At 48.3% G+C, this 12186-nt stretch carries 12 protein-coding genes; 3 read left to right on the plus strand and 9 right to left on the minus strand.

All coding sequences use genetic code 11. The features are described from left to right. Positions 1 to 209: 209 nt before the first annotated feature. Positions 210 to 1715 (plus strand): MFS transporter, encoded by a 1506-nt coding sequence (locus AYR61_RS00155; RefSeq protein WP_083215433.1) that lies wholly within the window; start codon positions 210 to 212, stop codon positions 1713 to 1715. A 132-nt stretch (positions 1716 to 1847) separates the two neighbouring features. Here the strand turns inward: AYR61_RS00155 and AYR61_RS00160 are convergent, their stop codons facing one another. Both AYR61_RS00160 and AYR61_RS00165 read right to left on the minus strand, forming a co-directional pair. Further along, positions 1848 to 2234, minus strand: coding sequence for a DUF5839 family protein (locus tag AYR61_RS00160; RefSeq protein ID WP_065900789.1), 387 nt, complete (start codon positions 2232 to 2234; stop codon positions 1848 to 1850). Positions 2235 to 2444: 210 nt separating this feature from the next. After that, positions 2445 to 3524 carry a hypothetical protein gene (locus tag AYR61_RS00165; RefSeq protein WP_065900792.1) on the minus strand — a complete coding sequence of 360 codons (1080 nt, stop codon included), beginning with the start codon at positions 3522 to 3524 and terminating at the stop codon, positions 2445 to 2447. A 405-nt stretch (positions 3525 to 3929) separates the two neighbouring features. Between AYR61_RS00165 and AYR61_RS00170 the strand changes: the two genes are divergently transcribed. Then, entirely contained in the window at positions 3930 to 4472 is a 543-nt protein-coding gene (locus AYR61_RS00170; RefSeq protein ID WP_054709252.1) for a TetR/AcrR family transcriptional regulator, read from the plus strand. Positions 4473 to 5179: 707 nt separating this feature from the next. Here the strand turns inward: AYR61_RS00170 and AYR61_RS00175 are convergent. Next, entirely contained in the window at positions 5180 to 5746 is a 567-nt protein-coding gene (locus AYR61_RS00175; RefSeq protein WP_065900795.1) for a TetR/AcrR family transcriptional regulator, read from the minus strand. 261 nt (positions 5747 to 6007) lie between these two features. Between AYR61_RS00175 and AYR61_RS00180 the strand changes: the two genes are divergently transcribed. Further along, positions 6008 to 6556, plus strand: coding sequence for a TetR/AcrR family transcriptional regulator (locus AYR61_RS00180; protein WP_056987907.1), 549 nt, complete (start codon positions 6008 to 6010; stop codon positions 6554 to 6556). A gap of 963 nt (positions 6557 to 7519) precedes the next feature. Here the strand turns inward: AYR61_RS00180 and AYR61_RS15080 are convergent. The 6 genes from AYR61_RS15080 to AYR61_RS00205 form a co-directional block, all read right to left on the minus strand. After that, complete coding sequence (locus AYR61_RS15080; protein ID WP_156319270.1) at positions 7520 to 7657, minus strand: hypothetical protein; 138 nt, start codon at positions 7655 to 7657, stop codon at positions 7520 to 7522. A 29-nt stretch (positions 7658 to 7686) separates the two neighbouring features. Beyond that, the gene (locus tag AYR61_RS00185; protein WP_054709264.1) at positions 7687 to 7941 is read right to left on the minus strand and encodes a hypothetical protein; all 255 of its coding nucleotides are present in this window, start codon (positions 7939 to 7941) and stop codon (positions 7687 to 7689) included. A 94-nt stretch (positions 7942 to 8035) separates the two neighbouring features. Continuing rightward, positions 8036 to 8704, minus strand: a complete 669-nt coding sequence (locus tag AYR61_RS00190) for an ABC transporter ATP-binding protein (protein WP_065900800.1) — start codon at positions 8702 to 8704, stop codon at positions 8036 to 8038. A gap of 17 nt (positions 8705 to 8721) precedes the next feature. Next, positions 8722 to 10179, minus strand: a complete 1458-nt coding sequence (locus AYR61_RS00195; protein WP_065900807.1) for an ABC transporter permease — start codon at positions 10177 to 10179, stop codon at positions 8722 to 8724. 408 nt (positions 10180 to 10587) lie between these two features. Next, a complete protein-coding gene (locus AYR61_RS00200; RefSeq protein WP_054709270.1) occupies positions 10588 to 11355 on the minus strand; it encodes a sulfite exporter TauE/SafE family protein in 768 nt (255 codons plus the stop codon). Between the two features lie 140 nt (positions 11356 to 11495). Continuing rightward, the gene (locus AYR61_RS00205) at positions 11496 to 12173 is read right to left on the minus strand and encodes a TetR/AcrR family transcriptional regulator (RefSeq protein WP_065900809.1); all 678 of its coding nucleotides are present in this window, start codon (positions 12171 to 12173) and stop codon (positions 11496 to 11498) included. Positions 12174 to 12186: the final 13 nt, after the last annotated feature.

The raw sequence follows: 12186 nt of genomic DNA on the forward strand, positions 1-12186 counted from the left end.
CATTTAAAAGGCCCCCGTAAAAACAATGCGGTGGCGTTTTTCGTAGTTTCTATCGTGGTCCTTAACCCTGATACCCAACAATTTTTTGCGGTGAAGCGTTTCCAACTCGCAGTACCGCCAATTTCAACTTTTGAATTCATGACAGAAGTTGTACCATTGAAAGTGGACTGCTAATCAGCACGACACTAAAAACGAAAGAAGCGAACCCCTTGTCTAGACGCAATATTCTCATCGTTACCTGCGCCCTGCTCCTGTCAAACGCCATGAGTGGGCTGGATAACACGATTATTAACACCGCACTTCCTGCTATTATATCTGACCTTCACGGGATCGAGCTCATGGGCTGGATCGTCGCGGTCTTCCTACTGGGAACGGCCGTCAGTACCCCGCTTTGGAGTAAACTCGGTGAACACGTGGGCAACAAAACGGCCTACCAGTTTGCCGCAATGTTCTTCGTGGTGGGCTCCCTGCTTGAAGGCCTTGCGCCAAACATCTGGTTTTTAATTATTGCGAGAACCATCGCCGGAATCGGAAACGGCGGTGTGGTGTCTCTGCCATATATCATTTACGCCCACATGTACGAGAACCCCCGCAAACGGATGCAGGTCCTCGGCTTCGTTTCAGCCAGTTACAGTATCGCCACCATCGTGGGGCCGCTGGTCGGCGGATACATCGTCGACGCCTTCAGCTGGCACTGGGTCTTCTATATCAACGTCCCAATCGGCATTATTTCCGCATTGTTGGTCCAGCTGTACTACAAGACCAATCCCAAATACATCCGCAAGTCGCCCGTCGACTACCTCGGCGCGGTACTGATGACCGTGGGCTTGATCAGCTTATTAGCCGGCATCGAACTGATCGGTGACGGCAGTCCGGTTGTGATTGCCGGATTGCTGATTGTTGCTGTCATCCTATTTGCTGCGCTGATGCATGTTGAAACGCACGTCAGCGAACCGATCATCCCCAGCAGCCTGTTTCGCAACCGGCCGCTGGTCATCGATTTTGTCCTGTTTGCGCTCATCTGGGGGGCCTTCATTGGATTTCTGATCTATAGTCCCATGTGGGCCCAGGGTCTGCTTGGTACCTCGGCACTGATTGGGGGCGCGACCCAGATTCCAGGATCGGTCACCGACCTCATCGGTTCAAACTCAGTTGCCCCGCTCCGGCGTCATTTAACACCCCAGCGCGTCGTGGCGTTAAGTATCGTGGCGTTAACCATGACCTTTGTCTTGATGTTGCTGTTTGGCATCCACACACCATACTGTGTCATCCTGCTGGCCGCAGCGTTTGAGGGCTTCGGAAACGGCGCCTGCTTCAACGAGTTGCAGGTAAAAGTCCAGCAAGATGCTGACCCGCACGACGTCCCGATTGCGACCTCCTTTAGTTTCCTCATCCGCATGCTCAGCCAGACGCTCACCGCAGCTGTTTTTGGCATCATCATGAACAACGCGCTCCGCAGAGGTGTAGCGCAATCCGGCGGGACCATCACCATGAAGATGATGAACAAACTCTCCGATGCCACTAATCTCAGTGCGTTGCCGGCAAAACTGCTGCCTCAAATGCGTCAGATTCTATACAACGGTCTGCATAACATTATGCTGGTCGCCTTGATTTTGATGCTGCTGTCATTGGCCTTAAACATCTGGGCACTTAAACTCGAACACGAAAAATACGCCCGTTTGCGCAAGGTCAATGCGCAACAGGTGCATTCTTAACAGAAAATTCAAAAGAACCGACAGCCCAATCCGAGTGATTGCGCTGCCGGTTCTTTTTTAAATTCAGTATTTATGCTGGTGTTTTCCAAATTATGGTGCAGAACGCCGTTAAATACTAATCGGATCCCACAACTACTTCAAATGGTTCTTCAACATATACGCCTCATACTCATGTTGAACGATCTGGTCAGTACTGCCTTCATCCGACGTCGTAAACACCCGTCTCAGGTGACTGACCTGGGTTTGAGACGCGGCATCAACGCCGCTCTCAAACGTTTGGACGACCATCACATCCTGGCGGCCGAACTGCGTGAACACACTCGCAATCGTTCCCAGGGCTGGCAACGTTGCCGTTTTCTTGCCCGTTGTGGCATTCTTCGTGTACATCCCCATCCGCCAATAAAAGATCTTTTCGGTATTGAGATGTTGCTGCCCGTTATCGTCAACGTTGATGTGCAACGCCCCGATAATTTGGGTTGGCATCACTTGTTTTGGTGTTGCTTTTTTCTTCTCTCTCATTTAACGCTCCATCATTTTAATCCTGACCACAACCAAAAAATGCCTGATTAAATTGGTTGCTTCCTCATACTGCGACAAATAACCAATGACATGCTCCATATTCCTAAAATGATGAACAGCCAGATATTATCTTACCATGACTTTGCGGTTTTTGTTATAAATTCCGCAACTCTTTAAGTAAATTGTCCTTAATTTTCAGTCAATTTTTTCTTATGATGACGTTGGTGTGGCGCCATGCTCGGCGTGAATCGTCGCCATTGCCGAAATAACAGTGTTTCTCAGAATTTCATCCGTAATGAACGGTTGCCGCTTCAAAATCTTAAAGCACTGGTCGTGAACCCGACCCAGCAAAAGGCGCATCGACCGGTGCTGCGTATGGCCGTTATGCATGAACCGGTAGTCAAACGTCAGCCAGCTTGGAAAGAATCGGCTGTCAAATGACGGTACCCGCGCGGAATGCATAATGTCCATAATACCGGCTTCGTTCAGTCGCAGTTCGATACGCGACACGCCCGTTCCTGTTTTCTCGTGCAGCAGCGCCATTTCCGTCGTGTTTAAAAATCCGTGGCCGCGCTGGTCATGCATGCGCTCGACGCTCTTCATATACAAGTAATAGGACGCGCGATTGCCCGATTCAACAATGATGGCGTCATTAGTCTGCCGCACTTTTTCCTCGTGGTCTTCGGTGCTCTTGGTAAAGAGCTTAAGCTGCTCAGCATCCGCTAAAAAATCGTAGTTAAAGTCAACCCGGTGCAACCGCACGTGGGTCAGTAAAGGAAGGACCATTTCGTTCACAAACATATACAGCGGCTCATATTTTCGTTGGTCGATATCGGCCACAAAATGGCAGGGGTTAAACGTCAACGAGACCAGAAAGTGCGTGTCGTCTTCCGGCTTCATCGCCACTTTAAGCGACTGCGACATATGAAACCACCGCGGCTTTTCTAGCTTATCCAGCATGATGGGTGACTGATAGAACCGCGGCGCATCATCCACATCAAACCCAGCATCTTTCATCAACCGAAAAACATTCTGTGGTTTAAACGTGCAGGACCACGCCTTACGCGCCATTTTGTCGCCGCCAGGCACCACGGCCGTTTCACAAAAATTAGAACCGAACGCCTGCATCAGCCCCATCAACTGGGTCACGTGGATCAATTCAAGATCCCCTTGCAAGATGATCTGGTCATTAAACACCGTTGGGACAAATGTTTTACTGATACCACGACGATACGTTGCCAGAAGTTCCTGCCAATAGACGGCGACCTGACGCGAGATCGTCATATCCAACTGTGGTGCCCCAACCTGTGTCAGTCGGTTAAGATCCTCTGTAACCCATCGCGAAGATGCGCTAACCCCTCGTCCATTCAGTTTGCCCCCTTTTCGATTTAGATTTGCTGGTACGCTGGTTGATCATGCCTATGTACGTAAACACTTCTTGTCACTCATTATACATGTAACCGTGGTCATTATACCGCTTATCGCTCATTAATTTAAAGACTCAGGTTATTTTTTCACAAATTTTCTTAATCATTACAGATTTTCAGTACTTTTGCAACAATTTTGCCTACTCTGTGTTCGAATTTTTAGGGAGTACCCCGCTGACCCGTTATATAATATCGACTATACATGTCGTTTTTAACCAAGCAATTCCACTTGTTTATTTAGGGGATACATTAAGGGGTCAATCGTTATATGGATATTCGAACCAAAAAGACGCGAGCGCTCATCGCAAATACTTTTCTGACGTTACTGAAAGAAAAGCCGATCGACCACATCTCCGTGGCTGAACTGACAACCCAGGCACATATCAATCGCAGTACGTTCTACCGCCACTACACCGATATCTATAACCTCAGGGACACCATCACCACAGCATTCAGCGACGAGATCGTCACGCATTTTGACGAGCATCTGCCTGAAATGGAACACGGTGAATATCGCGGCTGGATCACGGAGTTGCTGGACTACTTGGCTGTTCATAAGGACGCCATCATTTTAACCAACAAAAGTACGGATGACCCAACGATGATCAACCGGCTACGCACCATTTTCATCGATAAGATCTTCCACTACCAAAATATCAAAGTCACCAGATTTTCAAGAATCATCGCAACGGACTACTGTGTGTCAGGCACACTGAGTTTAGTGTACGACTGGATCACTGGGAAATTGGATGTGAGTGAGGATCAGTTAGTTGAGGATATTGATAAGTTTATTGGGGATGTGCAGAAATAGAGTGTGGAGGAAAACGGTAGGAAGCGGAGTGTAAGCCAACTCTGGCCAAAAAGTCCGGGCCTGACTTTTTGGCCAGAGTTGGCTTACATGCAGCTTTCTGTTTTCCGAAACACGTTTCGGCAATGTAAACTACCCCCAACGTCGCAAGGATTCCTCACTGCTAACAAAACCACAACACTACCTGTATAAACGCCCAACACAAAAAAGCACCACACCAACGGCGGATTGCTGTTAGCGTGGTGTTTTTTAAACCCCTATTCCAAAAACGAATAAGCACCATAGCAAACTGCTCATCCCTTAAGATACAGAGTGGTCTGCTATGGTGCTTCTTGATTACGTTGCTCTAAATGTTACTACTTTCTAGGCGTCATAGCCGAAACGTGTTCCAGGAAGCAGAGGGCTACTGCGTAAGCTGGCTCTGGCACAAATGCCAAGTTCAGGCATTTCCGCCAGAGTCAACTTACGCTCCGCCCTCTAACCGCTTCCTTCCACACTCCTATACAACACAAGCGTCCATATCGCCGTTTTAAGCGACTTTCCCGCTCTTACCGGTATTATTATGCAACACTAAAACGTGCTCTGATGTCCATTTTCGACCCCCTAGACGGTTTTAAACAGACATCCTTATCTTTTTATGTAGAGTGTTCACCAATCCGCGGCCTCCAAACCGTATGAATTGCTAAACACTACTCCTATGGTGAAACGTACTAGCTGCGAGCCAGTGCTTCGAGCTGGGCCGAAACTGTTGGGTAAGCTAATTCAGCAACTAAATCAGTTAACTCAGCTTCAGTCAGCGTAACCCGGTCAAAGACCCAGTCGCGCATTAGGCCAGCCACCCCATAAACAACGGCTGTCACTTGCGCTTCGTTGCGATCATCCGTATCGACACCTGAAAGGGTATCGGATTGCATGATCCGGTCTTGAACTAAGTCAAAGAAGAACTGATTGCCGTCATCAGTTGACAGCAAATACTGCAGCCGTTCGCGATTATCATTTAGGTAATCGATCATTTCCATGGTCGCTACCTTAAAGGCACCCATTGTCAGGTTTGGTCCTTCAAATGAAAGTTGGCCATCAAGGTCACCCTTGACCTGAGTCATAATTTTACGCTTCAGGTCGTACACATCATGATAATGTGCGTAGAACGTACTCCGGTTCACCCCAGCCAAAGACGTTACTTCGCAAACGGTAATCTTGCCGATTGATTTCTCGTTCAGCAATTTCAGAAACGCACCTTCAATAGCAGCTTGCGTTCTTTCTATACGCTTGTCCATCTTGCCACCTCCTCGTTAGTATGACAATTCTGAAACAATATCCAGCACTTACTGGACATTTGTAATCTTATATTAACAAAAAGTAAATGTCAAAAGAAAGTTACCAATGTTGCATTTTAAACACGTGTTCAATATCTCAATTCCATATTTATCAGCCGATTATTTGAGGAAGTTATAACGGGTTTATAACCCGACACAATGGTATAATGTGCGCAATGCCGAGGGAGCAGACCAACGGGGAATAAAGGGGTGTCATTTACCATGGTAATAGATCGTCGAACGATTCGTACCCAAGCTGCGATCGAAACGGGCTTTATTGAGGTGCTCAGTCAAAAACCGCTCAACAAAATTACGGTTTTGGAATTAACGGAGCAGATCAATATTGGTCGGGGAACTTTTTATAGTCACTACAAGGATTTATTCGACCTGTACAACAGGATTATGCAAGAAACGACCAGAACCCTAAGCCGGTTATTTGATGAAAATTATCCGGATCCGGGAACTGACAGTTATGAATTCTTTGCTAATCAGATGATCACCTACGTCGACGAGCATCGCAAACTGTTTACCAGTCTGATGCACAATGACTTGGGTGGCAAATTTGCGATTCAACTCAAGGAAATGCTAATGCGAAAAGTCGAGGAGCACCAAAACATCACAGGAACAGATACCCGGGAACACGGCCGCGTATCCTTCACCTGCTCAGGTGTGATCGGTCTGATGGTCGACTGGCTGGATGATAAGCTAGCAATTTCGGCGGATGATTTAAGCGATTTGGTGGCGGAGTTGATTGTGAATATGTATGCCTAGAGCGTGGAAGAAGGCGGTTAGAGGGCGGAGCGTAAGCTGACTCTGGCAGAAATGCCTGCACTTGGCATTTGTGCCAGAGTCCGTTACATGGCCGCCCCTTGCCTTCTGGAACGCGTTTCAGCTTGAGGACAGTAGAAGACAGTAGCTTCTACCACTCTGTGACGTTAACCCACCCACTAAATTCGTGGATGTAAAAACAACAGCGCAGACGAACCTCAAAAGCTTTCCCAACCATAGCGCAGTAACCGCGTCAACTCTATCGCGCTATCGTGGAAAAAGGTAGACATCAAAACACATTCAACACTGTCGAACGTCGCAAATTGTAATTATCACATCCATAAGCATCACATATATCATTGCGTTGCATAATAGAAAAGACAGTTTCTTATTCAGTGAAGGCTGAATTGGGAACTGTCTTTTTTGGGGTTTACAGATATTGATTGTATGGGTGAGATTTCTAATGTTACGTTGTTGGTTTATTAACGTCGGCGTAACCGAGTAACTCATTATCTGTTTGCTAGAGGCCCTCTTTACACTTGTTCCTCGCTGTCCTCGAGACTAAATCGGCTACAAGAGGCAGGGGGCTACTGCACAAGGGACTTCGGCCAAAAAAGGCAGGGCCGGCCTTTTTCCTTACTCTTCTAAAAGCCCTCTTTATACTTGTTCCTCGCTGTCCTCGAGACTAAATCGGCTACAAGAGGCAGGGGGCTACTGTGTAAGGGAGTCTGGTCTAAAAGGCAGACCCGACCTTTTAGACCAGACTCCCTTACACTCCGCCCCCTAAGCGCCTCTTTCCGCACTCTTCGAAAAAAAAGCCCTCCACCCGGGTAGCAACCCCGGGGGCGGACTCTCAAACGGTTGGCGGATAATCGGGCCGCCAGTGATTCATTGCACCACTATTGCTAGTGGTTGCTTATATTATATAACGGGTTGGGGCTGACGCAAAGGAAACTGCTTAGTGCCCTACCTGCCGATCAGATGTGTCATGTCACTCACGAGCAATTGTCTCACTGGCAGGTCAAGACCCGCTAGATAGACACTCAAGAAAATGGCCAACAAGGCCGCTACTGCAACTAACGCCCACATGGTTTTTACTAACATCTGACCGACACCTTTCTCTTATCCGCTGATCAGGCAGGATCCGGGTCGACGTACCAGCCGTTATCTAACAGCTGGTGGTAGTGGCGCCCGACCGGCACCCATAGTTTTGCCTTTAGAATGGACTTGCACTCGTCCCAAAATAGGACGTCGTTGCGTTCATCCAGTGACAGATTCAACTTGATGTATTCCCCCTCTTCGGTTTGCGCGATGATGAAGGGGTAAAAGATTTTAACAAGCTGTGCTGCGATAATGTTTTTAATGGTTGTGTTTTGATCGATTAACATAGAAATCACTCCTTTTTGAAGTGACTTAATCATATCGAATTCGTGGAGGCGAAAACAGTACCAAAAAAAGAATTTATTCTGAGTTTTTTTCAGATTACGCAGTGGGCTGCTCAGCCGTGAACTGTTTGTGAGCTAATCGGAACGAGTGGTCACATGCCGCGGCAACGCTGGTTTCATGGGTCACGATGATGACGCACTTGTTTTCCTCGTGAGCCAGTTTCTGAAAGAGGTCAACAACGTCTTTCGTGTTGGCTTCGTCCAAATTACCAGTCGGTTCGTCAGCGACAACGAGATCCGCGTCACAGGCCATGGCCCGCGCAATGGCGACTCGTTGCTGCTGCCCACCTGATAGATGGGTGACATTTTGACCCATCTGATCCTCCGCTAATCCAAGTTTTCCTAGCAGTTGTTTTGCGTAGGCTTTATCACCCTGGTGCTTGGAGTTCGTAATGGCCATGGCGGTCATCACGTTATTGACCGGTGACATGTAATTAAACAGGTTATACGCCTGGAAAACGATGGAGACGCTGTGTTTTCTGTAATTGGTCAGGCCCATCTTGCGGATGTCCTTGCCATTGAGCTCGATGCGCCCAGCTTTAGGCGTATCCAGACCAGCGACTAACGAGAGGAAGGTCGTTTTCCCGGATCCGGACTCACCAACGACTGCGTAGGATTGACCCGCTTCAAAGTTTAAATTAACGTTTGAAAACAGTGCATCATCTGGGTGGCTATACCAATAGCCTAAATCAATAATATCTAACATTTAAACCCTTCCTTTCATTAATCCAAGAGGATCTTTTTCGGCTGCAATCGTAAAATGTTGCCGGCTGCCAGCATCACTGACAATAGTGTGATCACAAGGCCCATCGCACCGAGTTTAACAAGTTGCACAGCGGACAATTTCACTTCAAGATTTGTCTTCTTAAGTGAGGCCGAGCGCGCACCCATCATTGATCGGTTACCCATTTGACCACCCATTCTGCCAGATGGCGCCTGCCCGGTGCCCTTCATCCCGCTCGGTGCTTGTGTCCCTGAGCTAGAACTGGTCGAGAGGCTGGACGTCTGCTGACTCACGAGCTGATTGCCCAGCTTGTTGCCGATAAACTGTCCGCCGATGCCCGCAATCACGAGGCTGACGACCATGACAATGCCCATTTCAACAAAGAACTGACCAATAACCTTGCCGCGTGACTCGCCAAGGGCTAGCAGGACACCAATTTCATGCCGGCGTTCGCGAATCTGCAACATGATGATCAACGCAAGAATAATCGTGCCGGCAATCGCAACCAGCCAGACGATCTTGTTGGCAAAGGATTCAACGCTGGCCATCGACGCCTTCACACTCTGGTAACTAGCATCATCCGTGCTCAAACTGTACTTGCTGGTATTGATAAGTTTCTTCCCGGCGGTCTTCACGCTGCTGACCTTGCTTGGGTTCGACACATTAAATGTCACTGAGTCGGCGGTATTCTTATACTTAGTACCCTTCACGGTGTTTGCGAACGTGTACGATGTGTAAATGGTATTCGATGGGTCGCTCGCACCAAAGCCCATCGACGTCGAGGCACTGGACTTCGCCTTGTAGATGCCGACGATCTTCAAGGTGTACGTCTTCTTACTGCTGGTCGTCTTCACCTTGATGGTGTCGCCCGTTTTCAGCCCATCTGCCTTAGCGAGTTCTGACTCGATCACAGTATTATTGGTGCCCGTATCAGCCGTTGTCAGATTGCGACCGGACGTGATCTTATCGGTGCCATCTGAGAAATTGCTGGCCGACGCGGTGCTGGTTACCCCATCAATGGTGATGTCACCAGTACTCGTTGATGAGCCGAACCCGCGACCGCCCATTTGCGACGAGGCAGTGCTCGTGCTGACCGTATCGAAGCCGTCAGCGTTAACGGAGGTCGTTGAGGTGGCGTTGTAACTGGAAACGTTATTGAGCTTCGCAATCTTCTTAGCGTCACTCAATTTGACTGGCGAAGTCGTCAGTGTCGGTCGACTGCTGGAGCTGGAAGACCGGCTCTCTTGCATCTTCTTAAAAGCGGCGGCGCGATTGGCGGACAGTGTCACGGTTGCCCCGACACTTGCCTTGGCTTGCTGGGTCGCCTTATCGGCTGCGCTGTGAATCAGCAGCCCCGCAAACACAAATAACATAATGGCTGACATGACGATCAGCATTAACAGGGAGCGCCCTTTTTTGGCGAGCAAACTCAGCCAGGCGCGTTTGAAAAAGTTCATACTTATGAGCTCCTTTGACATGTTTTTTCGAATCCATAATAGCTGGTCGTGTGCACCACCCTGAAACTGGATGTGGTACAACTGAACATGTCATTTTTATACGCTGACTGACTTAAAGATAACTTAAAGCAGCGGTTAGGTATGGCTGATATATTGGCCGGCCGTGTAAACCTTAAGATGCCGAGTTTGACAAATGACCGGATGCGTAACGATGCGCCCCATTCTGAGTCAGTCGTCTTAATTTTGGTTAAATCCCGCGAAAGGTAATTAAGAATACGATAAGCGGTGACTTAAGCTTATTTGTATGTCGCAAATGCTTCTCCAGATTTGAAGTTGTATCGTACAATCGCTACGCAAAGCACAAAAAAAGGATGGCGTCCGAGATGCTACGTCATCTTTTTTGAGTATTTATTTGAAGTAGGCTGTGTAAAACAAGTACAGCCCCAATAACATGGCCGCAATCGAAATCACCGTTCGCGTGAGTTTAACCGGCACATGTCTGACCGCAATCGGTCCCATGTAGCCGCCAATAAACATGCCCACCGCTAGCGGAACCGCCAAGAGCCAGTAGACCTTGGTCGTGAACGCATAAATGATCAACGACAATATATTGGTCATAAACGAGGTAAAGTTCTTGATCGCATTGCTGACAACAAACGGTGTGGTTAAAGTCACCGTTAAAATGGACAGTAAAAAGATCCCGGCCGCAGCACCAAAATATCCAATGTAGATACCGACCAGAAAGATGGCGCCATTTTTCAATCCGCGTTTGACTACCCCATCGGGCTGCCGATTCTTGGGTGACACAGTATGTTGACCCGCTACCAGCATGGCCACCCCAGCGCCGAAGATCATAAACGGCACGACCTTCTCAAAACTGGACGACGGGGCGTATGCCAAAATCAAACACCCAATGATGCCACCAGCCATCGCAACTAGCGCAACGTGCCACATGATCCGCCGATGACCATGGAGCTCCTTACCTGACGCCATCGTAGACCCTAACCCGGTGAAAATTAACGCCGCGGTATTGGTCACGTTCGCGCTGACCGGTGGTACACCAATGCTGAGTAGTACTGGATAAGAAATAAGTGAGGCGAGACCCGCAACGGCGCTGATAAAGCCGGCAATCGTTCCCGCAATCAGTAAGTAACCTGCAATTAACACTGCATGCACAGTGAGTTCCTCTTTTCTCTATAACTTGTTCTCACATTACAGTATACCTTATCCGCAGCAATGACTCATTCGATAATCATTAGAATTAAGTAGACGAAAAACCACCGCATTATTTTTCATGTGCGATGGTTTTTTTATTCCTAATCCGTTTCCGCCGCTTCATCCCGTGCCCCTTCAGGCACCAGACCCTGCAGCAAAAACTCAACGATTTCATTCGTGGTGGTCTCAACATCCAACGGCTTATTGCTCATCACAATATTAGGGATCAGGTATCCCAGCAGGACCCCTGAAATCGTCCGGATGATGCGCATGGCATCCCAGTCGACCAGTTCGCCACGTGCTTGGTAGCAGGAGAAGACCTGGTTAACGGACGTTTCAATGACCAGGACCAACCGTGATGTCAGACCCTCCAGCATGCTTGGATTCTTCACGATTTCTTGGATGAAGATCCGCATTTCCTGGCGGTTCTCCATAATGTACTTGATTCGGTCGCGAACGGCGTAACGTAGTAACACGCTAAAATGTTCTTCCGGCTGACCACTGAGATCTTTTAAGAAATCAAAGATCACTTGTGGCAGGATATCGTTCACGAAAGGATCCAGCACCGCCTTTAACAGCGCATCCTTGGTCTTAAAGTGCTTGAAGACAGTGCCTTCAGCACAACCGGCAAGCTTAGCGATGTCTTGGGTACTGGTATTTTCATACCCCTTTTCGGCAAATAAAATTAAACTAGCTTTTAAAACGCTCTGTTGTTTGATGGACAATGATGAGTTGTCAATGTTGGCATCAAACAAGGTTTTCACACCTGTGTGGTCCATGGTACGCACCCCG

It is taken from the genome of Secundilactobacillus paracollinoides, from assembly GCF_001702155.1.
Lineage (GTDB): Bacteria > Bacillota > Bacilli > Lactobacillales > Lactobacillaceae > Secundilactobacillus > Secundilactobacillus paracollinoides.

What these genes read in the sequence shown, in the direction of transcription:
- AYR61_RS00160 (WP_065900789.1), bottom strand. Translation starts at nt 2,234, where the DNA reads ATGAGAGAGAAGAAAAAAGCAACACCAAAACAAGTGATGCCAACCCAA.
- AYR61_RS00170 (WP_054709252.1), top strand. Translation starts at nt 3,930, where the DNA reads ATGGATATTCGAACCAAAAAGACGCGAGCGCTCATCGCAAATACTTTT.
- AYR61_RS00175 (WP_065900795.1), bottom strand. Translation starts at nt 5,746, where the DNA reads ATGGACAAGCGTATAGAAAGAACGCAAGCTGCTATTGAAGGTGCGTTT.
- AYR61_RS00180 (WP_056987907.1), top strand. Translation starts at nt 6,008, where the DNA reads ATGGTAATAGATCGTCGAACGATTCGTACCCAAGCTGCGATCGAAACG.
- AYR61_RS15080 (WP_156319270.1), bottom strand. Translation starts at nt 7,657, where the DNA reads ATGTTAGTAAAAACCATGTGGGCGTTAGTTGCAGTAGCGGCCTTGTTG.
- AYR61_RS00185 (WP_054709264.1), bottom strand. Translation starts at nt 7,941, where the DNA reads ATGTTAATCGATCAAAACACAACCATTAAAAACATTATCGCAGCACAG.
- AYR61_RS00190 (WP_065900800.1), bottom strand. Translation starts at nt 8,704, where the DNA reads ATGTTAGATATTATTGATTTAGGCTATTGGTATAGCCACCCAGATGAT.
- AYR61_RS00195 (WP_065900807.1), bottom strand. Translation starts at nt 10,179, where the DNA reads ATGAACTTTTTCAAACGCGCCTGGCTGAGTTTGCTCGCCAAAAAAGGG.
- AYR61_RS00205 (WP_065900809.1), bottom strand. Translation starts at nt 12,173, where the DNA reads ATGGACCACACAGGTGTGAAAACCTTGTTTGATGCCAACATTGACAAC.